The 23,701-nt window shown below is 75.3% G+C and carries 22 protein-coding genes and 1 pseudogene; 4 read left to right on the top strand and 19 right to left on the bottom strand.

The genetic code is table 11. The annotated features are described in order from the left end of the window. Positions 1-159 precede the first annotated feature (159 nt). Positions 160-528 (bottom strand): PRC-barrel domain-containing protein, encoded by a 369-nt coding sequence (locus ACWGSR_RS36215; RefSeq protein WP_376247213.1) that lies wholly within the window; start codon positions 526-528, stop codon positions 160-162. Positions 529-805: 277 nt separating this feature from the next. On the opposite strand from ACWGSR_RS36215, the gene ACWGSR_RS36210 reads away from it, so the two are divergent. Then, on the top strand, positions 806-1,678 hold the full coding sequence (locus ACWGSR_RS36210) for a glucose 1-dehydrogenase (protein ID WP_376247210.1): 873 nt from the start codon (positions 806-808) through the stop codon (positions 1,676-1,678). A gap of 85 nt (positions 1,679-1,763) precedes the next feature. Here the strand turns inward: ACWGSR_RS36210 and ACWGSR_RS36205 are convergent, their stop codons facing one another. The 5 genes from ACWGSR_RS36205 to ACWGSR_RS36185 all read right to left on the bottom strand — a co-directional run bounded on the left by ACWGSR_RS36205 (position 1,764) and on the right by ACWGSR_RS36185 (position 5,529). Further along, positions 1,764-2,591: a metallophosphoesterase family protein gene (locus ACWGSR_RS36205; protein ID WP_376247207.1), complete on the bottom strand. Its 828-nt coding sequence runs from the start codon at positions 2,589-2,591 to the stop codon at positions 1,764-1,766. Further along, on the bottom strand, positions 2,588-2,839 hold the full coding sequence (locus ACWGSR_RS36200; protein WP_376247204.1) for a BON domain-containing protein: 252 nt from the start codon (positions 2,837-2,839) through the stop codon (positions 2,588-2,590). The genes ACWGSR_RS36205 and ACWGSR_RS36200 overlap by 4 nt, the downstream gene beginning before the upstream one ends. 156 nt (positions 2,840-2,995) lie before the next feature. After that, the gene (locus ACWGSR_RS36195; protein ID WP_453573401.1) at positions 2,996-4,414 is read right to left on the bottom strand and encodes an FAD-dependent oxidoreductase; all 1,419 of its coding nucleotides are present in this window, start codon (positions 4,412-4,414) and stop codon (positions 2,996-2,998) included. 409 nt (positions 4,415-4,823) lie between these two features. After that, entirely contained in the window at positions 4,824-5,069 is a 246-nt protein-coding gene (locus tag ACWGSR_RS36190) for a hypothetical protein (RefSeq protein WP_453573399.1), read from the bottom strand. A gap of 52 nt (positions 5,070-5,121) precedes the next feature. Further along, positions 5,122-5,529: a VOC family protein gene (locus ACWGSR_RS36185; RefSeq protein ID WP_366379482.1), complete on the bottom strand. Its 408-nt coding sequence runs from the start codon at positions 5,527-5,529 to the stop codon at positions 5,122-5,124. Between the two features lie 278 nt (positions 5,530-5,807). Here ACWGSR_RS36185 and ACWGSR_RS36180 point away from each other — a divergent pair, with 278 nt between their 5' ends. Continuing rightward, complete coding sequence (locus ACWGSR_RS36180) at positions 5,808-5,957, top strand: hypothetical protein (RefSeq protein WP_366379481.1); 150 nt, start codon at positions 5,808-5,810, stop codon at positions 5,955-5,957. A gap of 64 nt (positions 5,958-6,021) precedes the next feature. On the opposite strand, the gene ACWGSR_RS36175 is transcribed toward ACWGSR_RS36180, so the two are convergent. From ACWGSR_RS36175 to ACWGSR_RS36160, 4 genes are all read right to left on the bottom strand, one after another. Beyond that, positions 6,022-7,287: a cation:proton antiporter gene (locus tag ACWGSR_RS36175; protein WP_376247269.1), complete on the bottom strand. Its 1,266-nt coding sequence runs from the start codon at positions 7,285-7,287 to the stop codon at positions 6,022-6,024. Positions 7,288-7,425: 138 nt separating this feature from the next. Further along, positions 7,426-7,650 carry a hypothetical protein gene (locus tag ACWGSR_RS36170; protein ID WP_376247272.1) on the bottom strand — a complete coding sequence of 75 codons (225 nt, stop codon included), beginning with the start codon at positions 7,648-7,650 and terminating at the stop codon, positions 7,426-7,428. 56 nt (positions 7,651-7,706) lie between these two features. After that, positions 7,707-9,002, bottom strand: coding sequence for a cytochrome P450 (locus tag ACWGSR_RS36165; RefSeq protein ID WP_376247275.1), 1,296 nt, complete (start codon positions 9,000-9,002; stop codon positions 7,707-7,709). A 102-nt stretch (positions 9,003-9,104) separates the two neighbouring features. Beyond that, a complete protein-coding gene (locus tag ACWGSR_RS36160) occupies positions 9,105-10,295 on the bottom strand; it encodes a zinc-dependent alcohol dehydrogenase (protein ID WP_376246116.1) in 1,191 nt (396 codons plus the stop codon). Between the two features lie 199 nt (positions 10,296-10,494). On the opposite strand from ACWGSR_RS36160, the gene ligD reads away from it, so the two are divergent. Further along, positions 10,495-11,412 (top strand): non-homologous end-joining DNA ligase, encoded by a 918-nt coding sequence (gene ligD, locus ACWGSR_RS36155; RefSeq protein WP_453573392.1) that lies wholly within the window; start codon positions 10,495-10,497, stop codon positions 11,410-11,412. Here the strand turns inward: ligD and ACWGSR_RS36150 are convergent. The 3 genes and pseudogenes from ACWGSR_RS36150 to ACWGSR_RS36140 form a co-directional block, all read right to left on the bottom strand. After that, a complete protein-coding gene (locus ACWGSR_RS36150; protein WP_453573390.1) occupies positions 11,360-11,788 on the bottom strand; it encodes a DUF6213 family protein in 429 nt (142 codons plus the stop codon). The genes ligD and ACWGSR_RS36150 overlap by 53 nt on opposite strands. A gap of 43 nt (positions 11,789-11,831) precedes the next feature. Next, positions 11,832-12,305 (bottom strand): universal stress protein, encoded by a 474-nt coding sequence (locus ACWGSR_RS36145; protein WP_453573388.1) that lies wholly within the window; start codon positions 12,303-12,305, stop codon positions 11,832-11,834. A 579-nt stretch (positions 12,306-12,884) separates the two neighbouring features. After that, positions 12,885-13,337, bottom strand: a pseudogene (locus ACWGSR_RS36140) (SRPBCC family protein); the annotation flags it as partial. Between the two features lie 375 nt (positions 13,338-13,712). Here ACWGSR_RS36140 and ACWGSR_RS36135 point away from each other — a divergent pair. Continuing rightward, entirely contained in the window at positions 13,713-14,006 is a 294-nt protein-coding gene (locus ACWGSR_RS36135) for a hypothetical protein (RefSeq protein WP_383368831.1), read from the top strand. 147 nt (positions 14,007-14,153) lie between these two features. Here ACWGSR_RS36135 and ACWGSR_RS36130 read toward each other — a convergent pair whose 3' ends face one another. From ACWGSR_RS36130 to ACWGSR_RS36105, 6 genes are all read right to left on the bottom strand, one after another. Further along, positions 14,154-14,321, bottom strand: coding sequence for a hypothetical protein (locus ACWGSR_RS36130; RefSeq protein ID WP_376246131.1), 168 nt, complete (start codon positions 14,319-14,321; stop codon positions 14,154-14,156). Positions 14,322-14,353: 32 nt separating this feature from the next. Continuing rightward, a complete protein-coding gene (locus ACWGSR_RS36125; protein ID WP_376246134.1) occupies positions 14,354-14,968 on the bottom strand; it encodes a flavodoxin family protein in 615 nt (204 codons plus the stop codon). A 156-nt stretch (positions 14,969-15,124) separates the two neighbouring features. After that, on the bottom strand, positions 15,125-16,603 hold the full coding sequence (locus ACWGSR_RS36120; RefSeq protein WP_453573383.1) for a threonine/serine ThrE exporter family protein: 1,479 nt from the start codon (positions 16,601-16,603) through the stop codon (positions 15,125-15,127). 314 nt (positions 16,604-16,917) lie between these two features. Beyond that, positions 16,918-18,831 carry a hypothetical protein gene (locus ACWGSR_RS36115; protein WP_453573380.1) on the bottom strand — a complete coding sequence of 638 codons (1,914 nt, stop codon included), beginning with the start codon at positions 18,829-18,831 and terminating at the stop codon, positions 16,918-16,920. Next, the gene (locus ACWGSR_RS36110) at positions 18,828-22,487 is read right to left on the bottom strand and encodes a DUF5682 family protein (RefSeq protein ID WP_453573377.1); all 3,660 of its coding nucleotides are present in this window, start codon (positions 22,485-22,487) and stop codon (positions 18,828-18,830) included. The genes ACWGSR_RS36115 and ACWGSR_RS36110 overlap by 4 nt, the downstream gene beginning before the upstream one ends. Beyond that, positions 22,484-23,638, bottom strand: coding sequence for an ATP-binding protein (locus ACWGSR_RS36105; protein ID WP_453573375.1), 1,155 nt, complete (start codon positions 23,636-23,638; stop codon positions 22,484-22,486). Before ACWGSR_RS36105 ends, ACWGSR_RS36110 begins: the two co-directional genes overlap by 4 nt. Positions 23,639-23,701 lie beyond the last annotated feature (63 nt).

Here is a 23,701-nt window from a genome sequence, read left to right as displayed (position 1 = left end):
CCTCCCGGCGGCCCCCGCGGCCACGCCCCCGCGCCCCCCCTTGCGCGGGGGGGGGGGCGCGCCCCCGGGGGGGGGCCCCAACACGTTGTTGGGGGCCCCCGCCCCTCGTCGTTCTCGTTGTCGTTCTCGTTCCCTCGCGGAGTGCCACCTCGCGGTGCGTCAGACGACGCGGCCGCCGAAAGGCCCGCCCGGGCCGTAGTAGATGCCCAGCCGGTCTCGGTAGTCCGGGTCGTCGAGGTGCTGGTCCCGGTAGAACTCCGGGGCGTCCTTGATCTGCTCCTTGGTGCGGTCCACGAAGATCTTCCGCTCCTCCGGATCGATCCGGGTCACGGTGCTCGCCGGCAGGAGGACCTCCTTGCCGAAGATCCAGACCCCGGTGTCCACGACCAGATAGGAATCGTCGACCTCGTCGGAATGCTTGTCCACCTTCCCGATGCCGCCGTCGGTCGCCTCGACCTTGTAGCCGGTCAGGTCGGCACCGGCCAGGTGTCCCGCGGTCGACCTGTAACTCCACGCGTGCTCGGTCATTCGTCCCCACTCCTCCGGTCCGGGAAGGACGGTCGTCGGTCCGCCGCCCCTCCGTCCGCGTACGCCGTGCGTGGCGGAGCCTGTTCTCCGCCCGGAACCCGCCTGCCCCGGCCCCCGCGACTCATTCGCACCCGGCGATCCGCCGCCCCACCACACCCGCCGATCCGCCACGTCCGCCGCCCCCGCCGATCCGCCACACCTGTCGAGGAGGCCCCCGGACGGCTCCTGTCCTGCGGAAAGGCGGGATGCGGGACGGGGCCCCGGGTAGCCGAATCCCATGGACACCACCGAGAACACCCCCCACCCCGTCCCCCCGTTCCCCGACCAGCAGCAGGAGCACCCCGGGTCGACCGAGCGGATGGATCCGCGGCCCGACCACGGCGAGGACTCCTACCGTGGCCACGACCTGCTCCTCGACCGGGCGGCGGTCGTCACCGGCGGCGACTCCGGGATCGGCAGGGCCGTGTGCCTGGCGTTCGCCCGCGAGGGCGCGGACGTCGTCTTCACCCACCTCCCCGAGGAGGCGGACGAGGCCGCCGAGACGGCCCGGCTGATCCGCGGGGCGGGCCGCGAGGCGGTGCCCGTCGAGTGCGACGTCCGCGACGAGGAGCAGTGCAAGGCCCTGATCGACCGGGCGGTGGACGAGTTCGGACGCGTGGACGTCCTCGTCAACAACGCCGCCTACCAGATGGCCCAGCCCGACGGGATCGAAGCCATCACCACGGAGCAGTTCGACCGGGTGATGAAGACCAACCTGTACGGGATGTTCTGGCTCTCCCGCGCGGTCCTCCCCCACATGCCGCGCGGCGGGTCCGTCATCAACACCACCTCGGTGCAGGGCTACCGGCCGAGCCCGCCCCTCCTCGACTACGCGATGACGAAGGCCGCGATCGTCTCCTTCACGCACAGCATGGCGCAGCTCCTCGCCGAGCGCGGCATCCGCGTCAACGGGGTCGCCCCCGGGCCCGTGTGGACCCCGCTGATCCCCGCGACGATGCCGGGCGTGAAGGACTTCGGCGAGCAGTCGCCCCTGGGGCGCCCCGCCCAGCCGGCGGAGATGGCGCCCGCGTACGTCTTCCTCGCCTCGTCCGGCGCGAGCTACATCACCGGGGAGATCGTCAACGCCACCGGCGGTACGCCCCTGCCGTGAGGCCGCCCCGGAGACCGTGACGCGGGAGCCGCGCGACCCCGGGGTCGTGCGGCTCCCGCGTCGTACGGGGTGTCGGCCCGGCGCGTCACATCGGGGCGTCGGCCGCCGGGGGCCGGCCGGCCCTCCCGGGCGCCTCCCCGGCCCCGGAGTGCTCCGGCGTCCGGTTGAGGGGCAGGTGGTAGAGGGCGAACGCCTTGCCGATGACGGGCTGGGCGACGTTGCGGACGCGCACCCCGCCCGCCGTCATGCCGTGCTCGGTGCCCAGGTGGGCGTGGCCGTGCACCGCGAGGTCGGCGCCCGCCCCGTCGATCGCCTCGGCCAGGAGGTAGCTGCCCAGGAAGGGGTAGATCTCGACCGGTTCGCCCGCGAGCGTGTCGGGGACCGGGGAGAAGTGGGTGAGGGCGATCCGCGCCTCGCAGTCGGCCAGGTCGGACAGGGCCTCGTGGAGGCCTTCGGCGGCCCGGCGCGTGGTGCGGACGAAGTCCTTCATCTCGCGTTCGCCGAACTCCCCGGCGCTGCGGCCCGCGAAGCCGCCGCAGAAGCCCTTCGTACCGGCGATGCCGAGCCGGCCGCCGTCCACCGGCAGGACCGTCCGTTCGCCCTCCAGGACGGTGACCCCCGCGTCGGTGAGGACGCGTGCGATGCCCGCCTCCTGGTCGGAGTGGTAGTCGTGGTTGCCGAGGACGGCCACCACGGGGACGCCGAGGTCGCGCACCTCGTCCGCGACCACCTCCGCCTCGGAGACCGTTCCGTGGCGGGTGAGGTCCCCGGCGAGGAGGAGCACGTCCGCGCAGAGCGGGAGGGTCTCGAAGGAGGGGCGCAGCAGGCCCCGGCAGTCCGGGCTCAGATGGATGTCGCCGACGGCCGCCACCCGGACGACGGCCCCGTCCTCCTGCCGTTCCGGGGCGGTCACAGCAGCTCCTCCGGTCGTTCGGGGGTATCGACACTGGCGACCACGAGGTCCGCGCGGACGGGAAGGCCGGCCAGTTCCGTCTCGGCGAGCCGGAGGATCTCCTCCCGGTGCTCCGCCGTCGGCACGGTGCCCGTCAGGAGCACGGCGGTGCCGCGCGTCTCGATGCGCACCCCGAGTTCGGCCGTGTCGTCGCGTGCGAGCCGCTCCCTGAACCGGGCGATCCGGTACTCGTTCTCGCCGGCGTCCATCGCGGTCCTCCGTTCTGTCGTCCTGCCACCGTGCGGTTCTGGAGGCGACGCGTCCCGTCCGGGACGGCCGCCCTCCACCGTCGCGTCTCCCCCGTCCCGTACGTACCATTCCTCCCCTTCCCCCGGCGCGCGGACGGGAGGGGGCCGCACCGGTCCTCAGTCCTCCAGGGGGCGGGTGGCCGGACCCTGGAGGACGCTGCCGTCGGCCGCGAAGCGGGAGCCGTGGCAGGGGCACTCCCAGGTCTGCTCGGCGTCGTTGAAGCCCAGCTCGCACCCCATGTGGGTGCAGCGGCGGCCGGTCCGCAGGCCGGCGAGGAAGTGGCGGGCGACGGCGGCCTGGTGCCGGACGGCCCCGGGCGTCTCGCGGACGGGGAGCCGCCGGCGCGGGTCGAAGAGCTCCGTCCAGTCCGGGCGGGGCGCGCCCGTCAGGTGGGCGGTGAGCAGCCGGCCCGCGGCGACCCCGTTGCTGAGCCCCCATCCGCCGAATCCGGTGGCGACGTAGACGTGCTCGGTGTCGGGGTGCTCGTGCCCGACGCAGGGCACCCCGTCGACCGTGTGGACGTCCTGGGCGGCCCAGCGGCGCACGGGCGCCCCGGCGAAGCCCGGGAAGCGGTCGCGCGCCCAGGCCTCCAGGCGCTCGTAGCGGGCGCGGACACCGCCGGCGCCCGGTTCGAAGGCCTCGCCCGAGACGATCAGGAGCCGCCGGCCGCCGGCGAGGGGGGCGGTGCGCACCGACCGGACGTCGTCCTCGTCGGTCCAGTACATGCCGTGGGGGGCGTGGCGCTCCTCGACGGGGGCGGCGACGACGAGTTCCCGGCGCAGTGAGAGGCGCATCAGGAGGGTCGGGTGGCAGCGGAGCGGGAAGTGGGTGGCGAGGACGACGTCACGGGCGTGGACCGTGCCCCCGCCCTCCAGGGCGAGGCGGCACTCGGCGCCCTCCTTGAGGCCGGTGACGCGGGTTCCCTCGTGGATCCGGCCGCCGTGCGCGACCAGGTCGTCGGCGAGGCCGAGCAGGAAGCGGCGCGGGTGGAACTGCAGCTGGTCCTCCACGCGGACCGCGGCCGCGGCGGGGTACGGGAGCCCCGTCCCGGTCTCCCCCGGCTCTCCCGTCACCTCGGCGGCCCGCAGACCGGCTCCGGCGGCGGCCGCCGCCTCGGCGCGGATCTCCCCGGTCCGCTCCCCGTCGGAGGTGTAGGTGTACGCGGGGCGGCGTTCGACCTCGGCGTCGATGCCGAGCTCCTCGCACAGCCGCACCACCTCCCGCAGGGCGTGCTCCTGGGCCCCGGCGTACCGGGCCGCCGCCCTGTCCCCCTGGTCGTGGCGCAGGGCCTCGTAGCGGAGGCCGTGGAGGGAGGTCAGTTTCCCGGTGGTGTGCCCGGTGACCCCGGCCGCGATCCGGCCGGCCTCCAGGACCACCACGTCACGTCCGGCGCGGCCGAGTTCACGGGCGGTGCAGAGCCCGGCGATCCCGGCCCCCACGACGACCGTGTCCGTGGTGAGGTCGCCTTCGAGCGGCGGGTGGGCGCGGCCGGGCGGTGCCGACTCCGTCCAGTACGAGCTTCCGGATCCGGACATGGTCCCTCCTCCGGGCGGTCGGGCGTCCGCCCGGCGTCTACCCGGGGCCGGGGCGCGCAGTCGTCGGCGCGGTGTCCGGCCACTCGTGACGGGTGGAGGCCGGGCGGGTCCCAGGGCGTGTCCGGCGGATCATGGCCGGGGCCGCGACGCCCGGCACGGCACCTCGCCGCGTCCTACCCGGCCCTGACCCGCCGGAAGGCCCTAGGGCGTGTGTCGAAAGTAGCGCCGTCTGCCCGAAGGGCAGGCCCGGCGGTGTCCGGTGCGTGCGATCGCAAGGCGGAGGGTCGCCCCGATACTGGTTGTATCGGGGTGATCCCGACAACGCGGCTGGGGGTGCCCCCGTGCCCGAAGGGCTACGGGGGAGTGCGTGCCGGGCGCCGCCGGGCAGGCGGGACTTTCGACACACGCCCTAGCCCTCCTCGGCCTCGCCCCTCCGGCCGTACGGGCGGCGCTGTTCCTCGCGGCCCAGGCCCGGGGTCTGGCGCTTGGCGCTCATGCCGTCCTCGTCGTCCGGGGCCCCGCCCCGGCGGTCCCGTGTCGCCTTCTCCGCCTCCCGGCGCGCCTCGACGTCGCCGCTCTCGCCGACGGCCTCCGAGGGCGTGGTGCGCGGCGGGGCGTCCGCGGGCAGGGTGCGGCGGCGCTCGTGGTGGCTCATGATCGTCCTCCTCGGTCGTGCGGGCGGGCACGTGGGCGGCTGCCCCCGCGCGTCAGGCGGAAACACCGCCGGTGGGAGCGAGCACGAAGGCGTGGCCGGCCGGGTCCGTGTAGCGGCGCGTGTCGGTGCGCCGGTCGAGACGGGTGCCATTCTGGTCGGCGGAGACGGGGCGCGCGCCCAGGGAGACGGCTTCCCGCTCGGCCTCGTCGAGCGCGTCGGGCGCCACGAGGATGAGCAGGTGGGCCTGCTGGGAGTCGTCCGGCCGGGGCCAGCTCGGCGGTGCCTGGCCGGGGTCGCGGCGGATGCCCAGGACGAGGCCCGAGGAGCTGGAGAGCAGCAGCAGGTCGGGGTCGCCGCCGCTCGGTTCGACGGTGGCGTCGAGCAGGGCGGCGTAGAAGCGGGCGAGGGGTTCGGGATCGGTGCTGTCGAGGACGAGGACGCCGGTCTTGGAAACGGTCATGGGGTGCGTGTGCCCCGTCAAAAGCCTTTCAGGCAGGGGGAGTCGGCGCCTCCCGACCGCACTTCGGCCGTCGGGACCGGACGGAGCGGGCGAAGCCGACGGGCCGTCGCGTGTCCGGCCGCATCGGGGGTATGCGGATTCGGTACAGGCGCCGTCACGGGATGTGATCGGCGTGGTCCGCGAGGACGTCGACCGGATGAGGAGGGAGGCCCCGGCCCCCTTCCGCCGGACGCCTCGCGGACGACCCGCTCGAACGACGTACGAGTACAGGAGGCTCCATGTCCGCACTGTTGACCCGGATCAAGCACTTCGGCCGCAGCCCCCAGGGACGGCGCGCGATCGCGTCGGTACGGCGCGCCGCCGCCGACCCCCGGAACCGGGCCCGGGCGCGCCGCTTCCTCGGCAGACTGCGGGGTGGTCGCCGCTGACGGCCCGTTCCGGCGGTTGTGGGCCCGGCCGGTGCCGGGCCCACAGTCATGAGTGCGGGGAGGCTCACGGGGGCGCGTCGGACGGGCGGACCTCGCGCAGCCGGTCGAGCCGGCGGATGGCCGGGGTCGCGCTCATCCCGTGGAGCAGTACGGAGAGCGCCACCGTGGTGGCGGTCAGGACCCACAACTCGTGGGCCCTGTCCTCGAATCCGTGGTGGCCGAGCGCGTAGGCGAGGTAGAAGAGGGAGCCGATGCCGCGCAGTCCGAAGACGGCGGCGACGACCCGCTCCCGGGGGCCGGTGACGAAGCCGAGCTGGGCGATCCACCCCGTCACCGGGCGGACGACCACGATCAGGGCCAGGGCGAGCAGGACCATCGGCCAGGTCAGCGACGCGAGGCCGGTGGCGGCGAGGTAGTGGCCGAGGAGGAAGAGCAGCGCCGCCGTCAGGAGGCGTTCGATCTGCTCGGTGAAGCCGTGCAGCACCTTGTGGTAGCCGTGGCCGCGTTCGGCGGCCCGGACGGCGCAGGCGGTGACGAAGACGGCGACGAAGCCGTAGCCGTGGGCGAGTTCGGTGAGTCCGTACGCGAGGAAGGTGGCGGCGAGCGCGACGAAGCCCTCCATGTGCTCGGACAGCCTGAGCGACTCGGCCCCGGCCCGGAAGAACATCCATCCGAGCAGCCGCCCGAGGACGATCCCGATCACGACGGCGATCACCGCCTTGGCCACCAGGTCGACGCCGAACCAGCGCCCCCAGTCGGCCTCCGCCCAGACGCCGCCGGCGCCGGCGAGCGCGACGGCGGCGAGGACGAAGGGGAAGGCCAGTCCGTCGTTGAGGCCGGCCTCGGCGGTGAGCGTGAAGCGGACCTCGTCCTCGTCGTCGTCCTCGTCGGTCGGCTCCCCCACCCGCACCTCCGCGGCCAGCACCGGGTCGGTCGGCGCGAGGAGGGCTCCCACGAGGAGCGCGGTGGCCACGGGCCAGTCGAAGAGCCACCAGGTGAGCACGGTGGTCGCGAGGACGGTCAGCGGCAGGGTGATGCCGAGGAGCCGCCACGGTCCGGCCCAGGAGCGCAGTCCGAAGCGCCGGTTCAGCGCGAGACCGGCGCCCATGAGGGAGACGATCACGCAGATCTCGGTGACGTGCTCGACCCAGGCCCGGTCCGCCACGGGGTCGAGTTCGGGCATCGGGAGGGGCAGCAGACCGGTCAGGGCCCCGACCGCCAGGAACACCATGGGCATCGAGAACGGCATGCGCCGTACGAGTCTGGGCAGCACCGCCGCCGCCAGGGCTCCGAGGCCCAGGGCCGTGAACACGAGATCGGCGGGGCTCACGGGCGGGGCTCCGTTTCCATGGCGGCGGCGGTGATGGTGGTGGTGGTGGTGTGACGGTGTCGGTGACGGTGGTGTCGGTGACGGTGGTGTCGGTGACGGTGGTGTCGGTGACGGTGGTGTCGGTGACGGTGGTGTCGGTCAGTCGGCCGGTTCGTCGGGGGTGGGGTGCTCGGGGTTGACGGTCCCGCTCTCGGGGTGCCCTTTGGGCCCCGAGCCGGACACGTCGGTGTCCGGGAGCTCCTCCTCGCCGGGGTCCCGCGTGACGGGGATGGCCAGGGGGTCCTCGCCCTCCGCGGCCTGCTGGTCCTCGCGGTCGCGGGGTATCGGGTCCTCCGAGTCCCCGGGGGTGTGCGCGTCACTCATTCCGCTCTCCTCTCGCTCATCACGGTCTTCTCTCGAAACGTGCGGTGGTACGGCGGTCAGCCCGCCGCGGCCGGGGACGCCAGGCGTACCCGCTCCATGACGTACCCACTGCGCGGGAGCGTCGGCACGCGGTGCAGGGGGATCGACAGGTCCTGCTCGTCGGGCACGTCGTGGGGCAGCCGGGCGAGGCGCGGGACCAGGGAGGCCAAGAGGGCGAGGGTGATGTCCTCGCCGGGGCACCGGTGGCCCGCCGCCGGATCGCCGCCGCCCTGCGGCACGAGGTCGTCGCGGCCGACCGTCGCGCCCGGACGGGTGAACCTGGTCGGGTCGAAGGTGTACGGCTCCGGCCACAGGTCGGGGTCGTGGTCGTGCCCGTACAGGTCGAGGAGGACCAGACTGCCCTTCTCGATCGGGACGCCGCCCCACTGCGTGTCGGCCGCCGCGAGGCCGCCGGTGAACGGGGCGAAGGGGTAGAAGCGGCGGACCTCCTGGGCGAACCCCCAGGAGGACCGCTCGTCCGCCGTCAGGAGCGCCCGGTGCTCCGGCCGGCGGTGCAGGGCGTGGGCGGCGAAGGTGACGAACCAGGCCACCGCGACCGTGGGCCGCAGGACGTTCAGGAGTTCGACGGCCCCGGTGTGCGGGTCGAGCTGCCGGCCGTTCGCGTCGGTGTGCGCGGCCACCGCCTGCGCGACCGTCGCCTGCCCGGACGGGGCGCCCGCGTACCGCAACTCCTCGATCAGCGGGGCGAGCCGCTGCTCCTGCCGCCTCCTCGCCCGCCGCGCGCGCACGTGCCGGGGCCCGACGGCGGCGAAGCCGTCCACCATGGCCACGAGGTCCCGCGCGGCAGTCTCCTCCTCGCCCACGGGCAGCGGGACGCCGGCCCATTCGTGGACGGCCACGGTCAGCACGCGGGCGGCCTCGTCGAAGAGCACCACCCGCTCCCGGTCCTGCCAGCCGGCCTCGGCCCGGTCCCACGCCCGCCGGGCGTGCTCGACCAGGGAGGCGATCCGCTCCGGGTCCTTGAGCAGGGTCAGGAACAGCGCCTTCCGCCCGCGGTGCGGTCCCCCGTCGAGGGTGTGGACGGCTCCGCGGCCGAACAGGGTGTCCAGGACGGGCCCGGGCAGGGCGTCGTGCCGGCGGACGTGCCGTTCGTCGTAGAAGAAGTCCACCGCCTCCTTGCCGTGCAGCGCGACCCCGCGCCGGCCGAGGATCCGCACGGGCACGGCCGGGGCGTTCCCGGCGCGTCGGCGCAGGTCGGGCAGCCAGCCGTATCCCTTCATCAGGAGGGAGGCGGTGCTGTCGAGCAGAGGGGTGCGGACGGGGTCGGACATGTCCCGGGGGATCGCTTTCATGAGAGACGGGTTCCACGAAGTCGTGATTTCACACCGGTTCGCGTCTTCCGGCCGGGAGGTCCTCCGCCTCCCGGCCGGAAGACGCGAGCGGTGCGGGGCCGCTCAGCTGCCGGGGGTCAGCACCGTCTTGATCATGCCGTCCTCCTTGTCCTGGAACGTCTTGTACGCCTGGGGGGCGTCCTCCAGGGGGAGGGTGTGGGTCGCGAAGTCGTCGACGCCGAGCGGGTCGGCGTCGTCCAGGAGGGGGAGGATGTCCTCGACCCACCGCCAGACGTTGGCCTGGCCCATGCGGAGCTGGATCTGCTTGTCGAAGAGGCTGAACATCGGGACGGGGTCGACGGCGCCGCCGTAGACGCCGGACAGGCTGATGGTGCCGCCGCGGCGGACCACGTCCACCGCCGTGTCGAAGGCGGCCATGCTGTCCACGCCGACCTTGGTCATCAGCTTCTGGGCGAGGGCGTCGGGCAGGAAGCCCGGGATCTTCTGCGCGGCCTTGGTGAGCGGGGCGCCGTGGGCCTCCATGCCGACGGCGTCGACGACCGCGTCGGTGCCCCGGCCGTCCGTGAGGTCCCGCACCCGGTCGCCGAGGTCCTTGCCGTGTTCCTTGAGGTTCAGCACCTCGACGCCGCGGCTCCGGGCGCGGCGGAGCCGCTCGGGGACGAGGTCCACGCCGATGACCTTGCTCGCGCCCCTGTGGAGCGCGATGCGGGCGGCCATGTCGCCGATGGGGCCGAGCCCGAGGACGGTCAGGGTGCCGCCGGGCGGGACGTCGGCGTACGCCACCGCCTGCCAGGCGGTCGGCAGCACGTCGGAGAGGTAGAGGTAGCGCTGGTCGGGGGCGTCCTGGCCCACCTTGATGGGCAGGGTGTCGCCGAAGGGGACGCGCAGGAACTCCGCCTGTCCGCCGGGGACCTGCCCGTAGAGCTTGGTGTAGCCGAACAGCGAGGCGCCCGTCCCGTACTCCCTGACCTGGGTGGTCTCGCACTGGGACTGCAGGCCCTGGCCGCACGTCCAGCACGTGCCGCAGGAGACGTTGAACGGCACCACCACCCGGTCGCCGACCTTGAGGTTCCGCACCTCGGGGCCGACCTCCTCCACGATTCCCATGGGTTCGTGGCCGAGGATGTCGCCGGGGTCGAGGAAGGGCCCGAACACCTCGTACAGGTGCAGGTCGGAGCCGCAGATCCCACTGGAGGTGACCCGGACGATCACGTCCGTCGGGTCGACGATCCGGGGGTCGGGCACGGTGTCCACACGAACGTCCCGGTGTCCGTGCCAGGTCAACGCCCTCATGGTCGAGCTCCTCACGTGCGGCTTTCGGGTTTCACGGCGCGAGTGCCCCGGACCGCCGGGTCGTATGCCTCGCGCCGGCTCGCCGGAGGCGGCGCGGCCTCCGGCGGGAACGCCGTGATAGGCCCGCGCCTTCGCGGGTAGCGGCCCCGTAGGAGACGCGCGGGCGGTGCCCGGAACGCGCACGGAGAGGGAGGACGCGATGACGGACACCCTGGAGGTACGGGCGGGCAGGCGCACCGTCACGGTCAGCCGGCCGGAGAAGGTGCTCTTCCCCGAGGACGGCATCACCAAGGCCGACCTCGCGGAGTACTACCGCGCCGTGGCCCCGCGGATGCTGCCGCACCTGCGCGGCCGCCCGCTGACCCTGGAGCGTCATCCGGGCGGCATCGGCGACCGGGGGTTCTTCCAGAAGGACGTGCCGGACCACTTCCCGGACTGGGTGGGGCGCGCCGAGATGCCGAAGGAGGGCGGCACCGTCACGTACGTCCTGGCCGAGGACGCGGCCACCCTGGTCCTCCTCGCCGACCAGGGCTCCGTCACCCTGCACCGGTGGCTGTCGAAGGTCGACCGCCCCCACCACCCCGACCGGCTGGTCTTCGACCTCGACCCGTCCGAGGAGGGGTTCGGGCCGGTGCGGGACGCGGCCCGGTGGCTCCGCGACCTCCTCGACGAGCTGGAGCTGCCGTCGCTGCTCATGACCACCGGCTCGCGGGGGCTGCACGTCCTGGTGCCGCTGGACCGGAAGGCGCCCTACGACGACGTGCGGGCCTTCGCCGCCGACGTCGCCGGGGTGCTCGCCGCCCGGCACCCCGACCGGCTCACCACCGAGGTGCGCAAGAAGGCGCGGGAGGGGCGGCTCTACCTCGACGTCCAGCGCAACGCGTACGGACAGACCGCCGTGGCCCCGTACACGGTGCGGGCCAGGGCCGGCGCGCCCGTCGCGGCCCCGCTCGCCTGGGACGACCTGGACGACCCGGCGCTCGACGCGCGCGCCCGGCGCCTCGCCGACGTGGACCCGCTCCTGAAGGAGGACCCGTGGAGCCCGGCTCCGCGCGGGCGCTCCCTCAGGGCTGCGGCGGACCGCCTCCGTCGTACGGGTCTCCGTGCTCGTCCCTGAGGGGGTCCCCGTCGTCGAAGCGCCCTCCTTCGCCGAACGGGCGCCCCTCGTCGAACGGGCTCCCCTCGTTGAGGGGGCCGCCGTCGTCGAACGGGCCGTCGTCGGGCGCCTCCTCCTCGCCGTTCCCGTCGGTGAACGGCCTCTCCTGGTCGAACGGGTCCTCGTCGCCGCGCGGCGCGAGCGCGATGCACTCCACGTCGATCCGGTCGGCGACCTCCGTCAGCGCCCCCGCCAGGGCCACCACCGTCTCCGGCGCGAGGTCGAGGTCGTCTTCGCCGGTCGACTCCAGCCACCCGGCCGCGAGGTGCCGGAGCAGGCCCGTCACCTCGTCGGCGGGAAGCACGAGATGGCCGTCCGGCAGAAGCACCAAGGACATGGATGCGTTCATGATGGTCCGACCTCCGTGTCACCGACGCGTATCAGGGGGTGTCGCCCGCGGGCGGGGTGCCGTCGGCCGTCTCCGGGCGGACGATGACGACGGGGCAGGAAGCGTGGGCGGCGCACTGCTGGCTCACCGAGCCGAGGAGCAGGCTCGCGAAGCCTCCCCGGCCCCGGCTTCCCACGACGAGCAGTTCGGCGCCGTCCGACTCGTCGATCAGCACCTGGGCGGGGTTTCCGCGCACCACGTGCTGGACCAGGGGGACGTCGTCGTCCGGAGCGAGGACATCCGCGAGTTCCTCGGAGAGCGACCGCCGGGCCTGTTCCTCGTCGAAGAGCACGTCCACGGCCGGCGCGGACCACCCCCCGGCCCCGGGAAGGTCGTAGGCCCCCACGACGTGCACGGTCGCTCCGGTGCGCCGTGCGTGGCGGAGCGCCCAGCGCAGGGCGGCGTGGGACGCCGGTGAGCCGTCCACGCCCACGACCACGCGGGAAGTGCCGTCATCGGTGCTCATGTCATGCCCCTTCTCGCTCGCGCCGGGGAAGGCGGTTCGGGCCCGGGCGGCGGGGTTCGGCTCCGTCTCTTCTCCGCCGGCCGGAAAGGGTCTCCTGCCGATCGACTACCCGGCACCACGTGCCGTACGCGCGGGCGGCCCGGCGTAGGGGCGGCCGCCCCTCCGTACCAATGTGCCCCGGGAGGGCCGGGCCCGCCCGGCAGCCGCCCTGGTACGCGTCCGTCCCGGGGGTGGTGCCGGGCCCGCGTTCCCGCGGGTCGCCGGAGGGCGCGCACGGCCGGGGGCCGGTCACGGGACGTCGTCCGTCCGCGTGACCGGCCCCCGATCCGGAATCAGTGCCGTCCGCTGTTCTCAGATGCCTTCAGGGCTCCTCGGGCGCCCTCGGTGTCCTCGGTGTCCTCAGGGACGGTCGGCGGGCGGCCAGGCGCCCGCACCGTGCGAGGACCTGTCGACCTGGCCCGGGATGGTGGGGACGTCACCGGCCGGGCCCGTCGTGCCCGGGGCGCCGCCCGTCGTGCCCGGGGCGCCGCCGGGGACGCTCCGCGTCCCGTCGGCCGGGAGCGGGTTCATGCCGTCCGTGGGGCGGATGCGGCCGCGCCAGCCGCCGGTCGCCTGCCCGCGCTCCTCGATGAAGCCCTTGAAGCGCTTCAGGTCGCCCTTGACCCGCAGGTCGAGGATCCCGAGGGCGTCGCCGGTCTTCTCCACCACGCCCTCCGGCTCCACCTCCATCGCGAGCCGGACCCTGGTGTGGCCCTCGTCGAGCGACTGGAAGGTGACGACGCCCTTCTGCCGGACCTCTCCGCCCACGGTGCGCCACGCGACGCGCTCGTCGGGCAGCTGGTCGACGATCTCGGTGTCGAACTCGCGCCGCACCCCCGCCACCTTGGTCCGCCAGTGGCAGTGGCGTTCGTCGACCTGCCGCACCTCCTCCACGCCTTCCATGAAGTGGGGGAACTCCTCGAACTGCGTCCACTGGTCGTAGGCGCTCCGCACCGGGACGTCCACATCGATGGTCTTCTCGACCGTGCTCACCGGTTTGCCTCCTTCGTTCCGTTGTGGTCGTCCCCCGCGTACCCGGCCGCTCCCGCCTCAATCAGGCCCCTGAAGTCCGGTGCGCGGGGCCGGAACGGGAAAGGTGCAGGCAGGCGCGTTCCTTGCATAATGGAGGGTGGCAGCCACCTGTCGAGCTGCTTCGGGCTGGACACAGAGCGTCCTGCGGCGGAGAACGGCCCCGGCGGCCGGCCCGCGCCGAGGATGCGGCGCTCACGGTGTTCCCGTCGAGTTCCACGAACCGCTCACCGTGCGCCGCACCGGGACCGCTCGCCGGTCCCTCCCATCGATCACCCGATCGCCTGATCACCGCCTTGTGCCGCGTCAGCGGCGCCCACCCGGTCCGGGAGGTAGACCATGCTCTTGAGCCATGCCTTCGAAGACGGCGTCCTGCACCTGAGGCTCCTCCGCGAGCTCGACGTCACCAGCCGTGCCGCGGCGGCCCTGGAGATCGAGGCGATCGTCTCCGCCTACCGTCCGGACCGGGTGCTCCTCGAATTCCCGTCCCCCTGCCCGTCCCCGGCGTCCTTCAGCGCGCTCGCCCGGGCCCGCAGGATGTGCGCGAGCCTCGGCATCGTCCTGGTGGTGAGCGGTCCGGGCTCCGTACCGCTCCAGGCCCCGGGGAGCGCGCCCCGGGCCAGAACCGCCTGAGAGGCCTTCTCGAGAGCCCTCCGCATCGATGTACGACGCCGGGGCGGACCGTGAACTCCTCACGGTCCGCCCCGGCGTCGCGGTGCGGGGCCTCCCCTTCACGGGATTCCCCTTCGCACGGGGGATTCTCGTTCGCACGGGGCTTCTCTACGCGGAGTCCGCGTCGTCCCGGTCGTCCGCGTCGTCCTCGTCGCCCGCCTCGCCGACGACCGCCTCCTCCGCCTCCTCACGCGCCTCTTCGTCGCCGCTCTCCCCCGGGGCCTCGGAGGGGGGAGTGGTGCGCGGGTTCGGTTCGTCGTTCTCGTGCCGGGTCATGTCGGTCGCTCCTCGGTGGGTGTCGGTCGGGGTCAGGACGGCGGGTACGGGGCGGACTTGAGGCGGCGGGCCAAGTGGGCCGTGTTGGCGGCGAGGGTCGCGGTGGTGCCGGCCGTGGACTCGGGGGTCTTGTCCAGGTCCTGGTAGTCGGTGCCCTGCATGGCCTCCCCCACCCAGTAGGTGACGGCGTTGGGGGCGAGGGAGAAGCCGACGTCGTTGAGGCCCTGGAAGAGGTCCGCGCTCACCTTGTGCGCGCCGTCCTCGTTGCCGACCACGCAGACGGCCGCCACCTTGCCGTAGGTCAGCATCCGGCCCTCGTCGTCCGTCTCGGAGAGTTCGGCGTCCAGCCGCTCCAGGACGCGCTGGGCGATGCTGGAGGGGTGGCCGAGCCAGATGGGGGTCGACAGGACCAGGATGTCCGCGCCCAGGACGGCGTCGCGGATCTCCGGCCAGTCGTCCCCCTCCCCCATGTCGGTCTTGACTCCGGGCAGGACGTTGCGGTCGGCGATCCTGATGGTCTCGCCGGTGACGCCGTGCTCGCCCAGGGCCGCCATGACCTGCTCGGCCAGGAGCTGGGAGCTGGACCGCGCGGGTGACGGGGAGAGGGTGCAGACGAGGGCGACGGCGCGCAGGGGTGTCGTATCCATGGGTGTGCCGCTACCCCGCCGAGGGGGCCTTATGTCGCACAAGCGGCTCATATCCCGCGTTTGCCGGGCAGCCATTGCGACCGTCGCGACCGTCACAGGCATCGCGGTCACGGCGGTCACGGCGGTCACGGCGGTCACGGCCGAAAGAAGAAGACGTCAGCGGGCCCGGGTGTCCCGTTCGGGCTCGCCCGCGGCGGGGACCATCCCCTCGGCGGTACGGGAGGGGCCGACCGCGTCCCCGGTCCCCCGGTAGTGCCACTGGCGTTCGGCGGCGGTGCCGAGCAGCGTCCCGAAGACCACGCCGATGCCGATGGCGGCCACCGACGCCATCGTGGACACCAGATAGGCCCCCGCGCCCTCCACGTGCAGCAGCCATTGCAGCAGGCTCCGGTACAGGTCGGGCCCCGGCAGCACGCCGCCGGCGATGCCGGGGATCACGAACGCGCGGACCGGGATGCCCGTGCGCGGCGACAGCACCGCGGCGGCGAGGCCCATCGCCACCGTCGCGAGGCCGGTCGCCAGGGGCGCGGACCAGTCGAACGCGCCGACGCAGGCCAGTTTGACCCCCGCGCCCAGGACCGCGGCGGCGACCGCGGGCGGGATGATGCGCAGCCCTCCGCCCATGAACACGGTGTTCCCGAGGGCGCCGATCGCGCTGGTGAGCAGCGAGAGGACGACCGGGAGGGGGATCAGGGCGGTGGAGCGGGCGTCCGCGTCGGCGCCCCGCAGCAGGAAGCCGACCGCGAGGAAGCCGCAGGCCAGCGCGGTGAAGAAGGCGAGGAGGCTCACCGTGCGGCCCGCCGCCATGGAGCGGAAGCCGTCGATCGCGTCCTCGGTCAGCGAGATGATCGTGAAGATCGGCAGCAGCAGGATCACGTTCGCCGCGATCACACTGGCCGCCTCCGTGTGACTCAGTCCCCCGGCCGCCGCGAGCCCCGTGACCGCGACGAGGAGCAGGGCGGTCTGGGCGGCGGTGACGAAGAACGACGGCAGGCCGCCCCGGGACAGGGCCCAGGCGCCCCGGTCGGCGAGCAGGAAGACGAGGGGCGACACCAGGGCCGCGCGCGTGGTCCCGGAGGCCAGGACGCACAGCATCGCCGCCAGGACCGCGCCGCCTCCCAGACCGAACCACCAGGGCCAGCGGGAGGCGCCGGTCTCGATCCGGTCCAGGGCCCCGGCGGCGACCTCCCGGTCCAGTCGGCCGGAGGCGACGTGGGTGGTGAGGCGTTCGAGCGCGGCGAGCCGGTCCAGGTCCCGGGTGTCCTCCGAGCCCATCACCTTCAGCATGACGACGGGCCGCCGGCCCTCGGGGGCGTACTGCACCTGTATCGACCGGGCGTTGATGTCGACCTCCTGGCTGCCCATCCCCCAGGCGGCGGTGGCCGCCACGACGGACGATTCGATCCGCCGGGTCTCCGCCCCGGCCAGGAAGAGCGCCCGGCCGAGGCGCAGCGCGAACCCCAGGATCTCCACCGCCTCGGCGTCGTCCAGGGGACGGGGCGGCGGGAAGGCGATGTCCTCGTACGGAGTCCCGTACAGGCGGTCGAGCAGCGTCCGGTCGTCCCGGCGGAGCCGTTCGAGCCGCTCCTGACGCGCCCGTGCGGCCTCCCGCCGCCTCCGCAGCACATGTCGCATTCCCTCGTCCCGCCCTCGTGTCCGCCCGTCGCACGGTCTGGGACGTACCGTTCCCTCCTCCGGGCGGGGTCTCCGTCCGCCGAGCGGGTGACACCGGCCGGACACCACCGGCGCACGCGCCCCCACTGCCGACCCGCTCCCGCGCTCGTCCCCGGCGGACGGGCCGCGTTCACCGCCTGCGCGGACTGCGTGACCGAGCGGGGCCTCCCCTGCGGATCGTCCCGGGCGACGGCCCGCTCGTGCGGTACGGGATCCCCGGGAACGCGACGAAGTCCGGCGCCGACGAGGCGTGTTGCGTCCCGTTCCCGATCCCGTCAGGACCAGGACGCCACCACCAACGACCTCTCCGCCGCCGCCAGATGGACCGCCGAGGCGAGCCAGGCCCGGGCGTAGCCGTCGGCCGAGGCGTCGGTGAGGCGGCCGAAGGCGTCACGGGGACGGCGGTCCGCCTCCGCCGTCAGGGCCGCCGCGAGCTGTGCCGCCCCACCGAGGCCCGCCCGGCGCAGCGGGGCCAGGAGACCGGCCGCGTCCGTCCCCCGGCCGGCCTCGGCCACGGCCCGCCGCCCGCCCGCGACCCCGGTCTCGAGGAGCCGCCGCACCCGCCACAGCGGAGCGTCCGCCAGCGGATCCGGTACGGAGGCGGCTGGGGCGATCGTGCCCGGGTCCCCGGTCCCGCGCGGGAAGTGGCTTCCCTGGAGGCGGTCGTACCCCAGGTCGGCCCGGCCGAGCCACTCCTCCGGCAGCCGCAGCGTGTACGGCTCCCCCGGCACCGGGCCGACCGCCAGCGGCCGGAGCGTCGCCGCCCGGTCCGGGTCGGGGCGTCCGAGGACGCGCAGGACGAGCCCGGGGTGTTCCGCGATCCTGCGCAGGTTCGCGGCGTGCGGAAGCTCCGGATGGGGATGGGCCGCGCCCAGCCGCAGCAGCGGTCCGCCCCCGGCGACGCGGACCAGCAGGTACTCGCCCGCCGGGCCGACCACCTCCACGTCACAGCCGAGGAGGGCGGCTTCGGAGCCGCCGGCCTCCGGCGAACCGGCGTCGAGCGCCGCGGCCACCGCCTCGCCCACCGGGCCGGCGAACAGCGCCGACGCGGGCTCCTCGGACCAGTCCACGCCGCGCAGCGGGGTCGCGCTCACGCCCCGGCCCGCCCCGAGCCGCCCGTCCGGCGAGACGGTGGCGCCGACGATCCGCAGTCCTCCGCGCGCGAGGCCCGCGTGGTCGAGGACGGCCCCGCCGAGCGCCACGGACGCGGAACCCGCTCCCCTGGCGCGGGCGAGACCGCCGGGGCGCACGTCCGAGATCGTGTAGCGGGAACCGTCCGGGCCCACCAGGTGGGTGGACACGCCCCCGTACCCGGTGGCGGAGAGCACCGGCTCCCGGCACAGGCCGTACGCCCTGAGGCTGCCGCCCTGTTCGTAGGCGCGGCGCGCGGTGCCGGCCGCGCCGGGTCCCGCCGTCCCCGAGGCGAGCAGGGCGGCACCGGACAGGAGGTCCCGGAAGGCGCCCGTGAGGTCGCCGAGACGCTGCCCCCGACCGCGCTCGCGCGCCGCGCGCAGTCCCCGTACGACCCGCAGTGCGGCCGCTTCGGCACGGGGCAGCCCGGCCAGGCGCGCGGTGTGCGCGGCGCGCAGCAGTTCGGCCTGGACCACCGCCCCGCCGGCCGTGACTCCCGCGGACAGGGCTTCGGCGGCCACCTCCCACAGGGCGGTGGCGGCCCGGACCTGGGCGGGGGTGAGCGGGGGCGCGGTGCTCCCGGAGGGGTCGGTGCTCCCGGAGGGTTCAGGAGCGGGGCCGGGAACGAAGGCGGAGTCGGGAACGGGGGCGGGGTCGGGAACGGGGGCGGTGGTGGAGTCGGCCCGGGGCGGGGCGGCGAGGTCCGCCGTCGGCTCCGGGGCCTCCGGCGCCGCATCCGTACCCGTATGTACATACGCGTCCGCGTCCGCGATCGGTGCCGCGCCCAGGACCGCCGCGCGGTGCAGGCAGCGCGGGGCCAGCAGGCAGGTGCAGACGGCCTGTCCCGCTTCGGTGACCGCTCCCGACGGGCCGGGGCGCAGGGTGACGAGGGCGTCCTCGCCGAAGCGCACGTCGAGGGAGCCGTCGGCGGCCCGGACGACGTGCTCGGCGCAGCCCGCGATCGCGGCGTCGAGCTTCTTGCGCAGCCGTGCGCTGAGCTGCTCCACGGCCTCGGCGAGGACGTCGGGGGCGACGGGCGGCAGGGGTTCGGGGCTCAACGGGGTTCTCCACGGAGGCGGTCGCCCACCCAGCGGGCGAGGGCGAGCGGGCTGAGGGCGGCCACCGGCATCCCGGCGGCGACGAGCCGGCGTGCCACCGGCACCGAGTAGCGGGGCGCTCCGGCGTCGTCGAGCGCCGCGCAGCCGAGGAGGTGCGCGCCGGAGGCGGCCAGGGCGCGGACCTCGCCGAGGAGGCCGGCGAGCGGAGCGCCCTCCTGGAAGTCGCTGACCACGACCACGAGGGTGCGGCTCGGCACGGTGATCAGCGAGCGGGCGTGCGCGAGTCCCGCCGCGATGTGCGTGCCGCCGCCGACCCGCACCTCCAGGAGCAGCGACAGGGGGTCGTCGACCCGGTCGGTCAGGTCCACCACCTGGGTGGAGAAGGCCAGGAAGTGCGTGGACAGGGTCGGTACGCCGCCCAGCACCGCGGCGGTCAGCGCCGACCAGATGACCGAGGCCTCCATCGAGCCGGAGACGTCGACCACGAGGATCAGGCGCCAGTCCGACTCCTTGCTCGCCCGGGTGCTGAACACCGGCCGCTCCGGCACGACCACGACCCGGCCGTCGTCCGTGCGCCGGGTGTGGGCGAGGTTGGCGCGCAGGGTGCGGGCGAGGTCGAGTCGTCCGCCGGGGCGGCGGGTGGGGCGCGGGGTGGCGAGTCCGGAGAGCGTCGGGCGCAGGCGGGTGGCCAGTTCCCGGGCGAGCTCGTCGACGAGCCGCTTCACCAGCGGTCTCAGCCGGGCGAGTTGTGCCTCGGGCATGCCGCCGACCAGGGAGAGCACCGAGCCGAGGAGTTCCACCGAGGGGCGTACCGCCGCCGGGTCGAGCTGGGCGAGCACGTCGACGCGGCCCGCGTCGGCGGCCTCGGCCAGGACCTCTTCGCGCACGTCGGCGCCGAAGAGGGCCTCCAGCTCCCGGGACCACTCGCGTGCGGTGGGGAAGGAGGCCTCCTGTCCCCCGCCCCCGCCGGATCCGGCGTCCAGGTCGTCGGCTCCCTCGCCGCGTCCGCTGCCGTACAGCTCGTCCAGGGCGCGGGCGTAGCGGCGTGCGTCGGCGGAGAGCCGGTCCCTGTGGCGGCCGAGGAGGAGCCGCCAGCGGTCGGCGGGGGCGAGCCGCCGGTCCGGTGCTCCGGCGGGGGACGCGTCGGCTTCGGGTGCGCCTTCTGTTTCGGGTGCGGGTGCGGCTTCGGCTTCGAGTGCGGGGCGCGGGTCGGCCGGGGCCTCCGGACCGGCCAGGGCCAGGGACTTCAGCGCGGCGAGGCCGGCCGCGTCGGCCGCCGCCCACAGGGCGAGCAGTTCGGGCGGGGCGTCGAGGGAGAGGTCGAGCCGGTCGCCGAGCCGCTCGGTGACCGTGGTCAGGAGCCGGTCCCGGGCGGCCGGGGCGAGGGCGTCGAAGCCGCCGCGCAGGGCCGGGAGCCGGTCGAGGAAGTCCTGGTCGGCCAGGGCGTCGATCCGGTCGAGGAGCGGGGTGAGGGCTTCCGGGGACGCCTGGAGCAGCGGGCCGGCGGCCGTGAGCAGTCCCGTGAGGCGCTTCGTCAGGGCCCGCCGGGTGTCGGGGGAGGTCGCGCCGTCGATCCAGCCGGCCGTCCGCTCGCCGAGGTCCGCGGCCGGTTCCAGGTCGAGCAGGACCCGTACGGCCAGGGCGGCACCCTGGATCAACGGCGAGCCTTCGGAGGCCAGTTCGGCGAGGGCCCGGTCCATCCGGAGGCCCAGGTGCCGGGCGGCCGACCGGTCCGCGAGCGCCACGAGGGCACCGGCGTCCGCGGGGGTGTCGCTGCCGGCCAGGCCGGGCAGCGACCGCACGGCGGCCTCAAGGAGTTCGCCGGTGAGCGCGCCGGCCGTGGCGCGGGCGTCCTCGGTGGTGCCGGGGTGGTGGCCGCGTCGTATGCCCTCCAGGAGGTCCAGCGCTTCGAGGAGTTCGGGCAGGCTCGCGGTGTCGGGCAGGACGGCGGAGGCCTCGCGCAGCCGCGCGTCGACCAGGTCGGGCAGGTCGCAGCGGGCGGCGGCGGTGAGCCCGGTCAGGATCTGGGCCGGGGTGGGGCCGCCCTCGGCGGTCTCGCGGCGCGCGGTCTCGGCCAGGGTGCCGGCGGCGGCCTGGGCCGCGGTGACTCCCCGGACCCCGGCGAGGTCGAGCCGCGCGGGCACGGACGGGTTCCAGGTCAGGCGCCACTTGGTGCCGAGGGCGGTGCCGTCGCCGGTGGCCGCCACGGCGAGGGGTTCGCCGTAGGAGGCGCCGATGACGAGGAGGCGTTGCAGCAGGACCTCGCGGCGCCCGTCGAGCGGGGAGCGGAGCGGGTCGAGGCGCACCTCCCGGGGCTCGGGCTCCTCCGGGCGGGGCAGCCGCAGCCGGGTGAGCTCCTCCTCGACCGAGGGGCCCAGGCCGGAGCGGGGGGCGTGCGGGCTGATCCGGCCGCGCGCGGTGCCGACGAGCACGGCCTCCAGGGCGCGGGCCAGCGCCCGGCCCCGGCCGAGGGGTTCGCCCTGTCCGAGGACGGTGGTGACGGCCTCCAGGAGTTCCCCGCGTCCGGGGGCGGGGAGTCCGCGCAGCACGGCCAGGTCGCAGGCAAGCCGCAGCGTCTCGGCGGCCTCGCCGGTGCCGGCGGTGTGACCGGCGCGGCGCATCTCCCGGCACAGGCCGGTCACCGCGGCGGCGGCCGCCTCGCGGATCCGCTCGGGGTCGCCGGCCGCGGTGAGCACGGCCTGCTGCCACAGCGGGTCGCGGATCCCGGCGGGGTAGCCGGACCGGGAGTCGAGCAGGTCGAAGGAGTACGGGACGAACGAGGTCACCGCGACGCCCGGGCCCGGGGTCGTGGCCGGGGCCTTCGGGGCCGCGTCCGGGGCCTCCGGGACGGCCCGGTCCTCCGTGCCCTCGTCCGCCGGTGCGAGCAGCGCGGGGGCGTGGAAGGCGCCGATCACGGCGGCGACGCGGCGGCCTCCGGCCGAGGCCGTGGCGATCACCTGCCGCATCCGGGCCTCGCGGGCGAGGTCGGTGGCGGGCACGGCGCCGTCGTTCCGCAGGGCCCAGCCCACGCCCAGGGCGGCGCGGCGCACCGCTTCCGGGGAGCAGCCGGGGGCCAGCACCTCCACGGCGCGGTCCCACATGTCCTCGCCGTCCCGGCCGGTGCCGGCCGCGGCGAGCGCCCCGGCGAAGGAGCCGCGCCCCCGCGTCTCCCCGGCGCCCGGGCCGGCGGGGCGGACACCGGTGCCGGCGCCCTCGTCCGTACCCCCGGCGGCGTCACCCCCGGCGGCGTCACCGTCGGCGGTGTCGACGCCCGGGAAGCCGCCCGTATCCGTCAGGGACCAGCCGGGGTCGGACAGGGGCAGGTCGCAGCAGACGACCTCCGCGCCGTGGTCCCGGGCCCACCGCACCGCCGCCAGCTCCGGGGAGAAGTCCGCGAAGGGGTAGAACGCCAGGCGTCCGCCCTCGCCCGCCCCGGCCAGGGCGACGGGGGCGACGGTCTCCGGGTCCGCCAGGTGCTCCAGCCAGGGCCGGAAGTCGGCCGGGAGCTCCACGCAGACCACCTCGGCGCCCGCCTCGTCGAGCAGGGCGGGCACCACGGCGGCCAGGGCCGGGCTGTGGTGGCGCACCCCGAGGAGGTACGGGGCGCGGGACGCGGCGAGCGCGTCCACGGCCGCCCGCGGGTCGAGGGTCGTCACCGCAGGCTCCCGCGCAGGTCCCAGAGGCGGCGCCACATGGCCGAGCCGTTCTCGGCCCGGCGGCGGACCGGGCCGTCCCAGTAGCCGAGGAGGCGCGCGTGGTCGGCCGGGTCGTCCTTGCGGACGACGCCGAGGAGGTGGCCGGGCAGGAGGTCGAGGACGTCCCCGCCCGGGAGGTACGCGGCCGCGACCCCGAGGGACGCCGCGACCTGGACGGCCTCGGCTGTGGACATGACCGTGCCGGGGCGCTCCACGTCCCAGCCCTCGGTGGAGCGGCCGGAGCGCAGGTCCCTGAAGACGGTGACGAGGGCGTCGAGGACGGCGTCGTCGACGCCGAAGGGCGCACCCGCGCGCTGGACCGCCGCGACGGCCTGGCGCCGGATCAGGACGGCCTCGGCGTCGGCGTCGGCGATCGGGGCGACGGTCTCGAAGTTGAAGCGGCGCTTGAGCGCGGCGGACATCTCGGAGACGCCCCGGTCGCGCAGGTTGGCGGTGGCGATGACGGTGAAGCCGGGCGCGGCGGCGACCACCGCGTCCTCGGTGGCGGTCAGTTCGGGGACGGTGATCCGGCGGTCGGACAGGATCGAGACCAGGGCGTCCTGCACCTCGGGCAGGCAGCGGGTGATCTCCTCGACCCGCACCACCCGGCCGGTGCGCATGGCGGCGAGCACCGGGGAGTCGACGAGGGCCTGCGGGGTGGGGCCCTGGGCGAGCAGCAGGGCGTAGTTCCAGCCGTAGCGGAAGGCGTCCTCGGTGGTGCCGGCGGTGCCCTGCACGGTGAGGGAGCTGGTGCCGCTGACGGCGGCCGCGAGCAGTTCCGACAGCATCGACTTGGCGGTGCCGGGCTCGCCGGTGAGGAGCAGTCCGCGCTCTCCCGCGAGGGTGACCACGCAGCGTTCCACCAGGGCGCGTTCGCCGACGAACTTCGGGGCGATCGCCAGCTTCGACGGCAGGCCCGCCCGGCGCTTCGGCAGGGCCAGCTCCGCGCCGTCGCTGCCGCAGACGAACGTGACGACCGCGCGGGGGGTCAGGGCCCAGCCGGGCGGGCGCGGACCGGGGTCCTGGGCGGCGAGGAAGGCGAGTTCGGCGGCGTGGCGCTCCTCGGCCGGCCGGACCTGCCGGGCGGGTGCGGGCTGTTCGGTGACGGTCATGCGGGGTTCCTCCGGAAGGGGGTGCGGGTGGGGGCGGCGCGGCGCACCCGGGAGGGGGTGCGC

The sequence above is a fragment of the Streptomyces sp. NPDC055632 genome, assembly GCF_053618675.1.
Note: the sequence above shows the minus strand (reverse complement) of the source record. Positions and strands in the feature narration are given on the sequence as shown.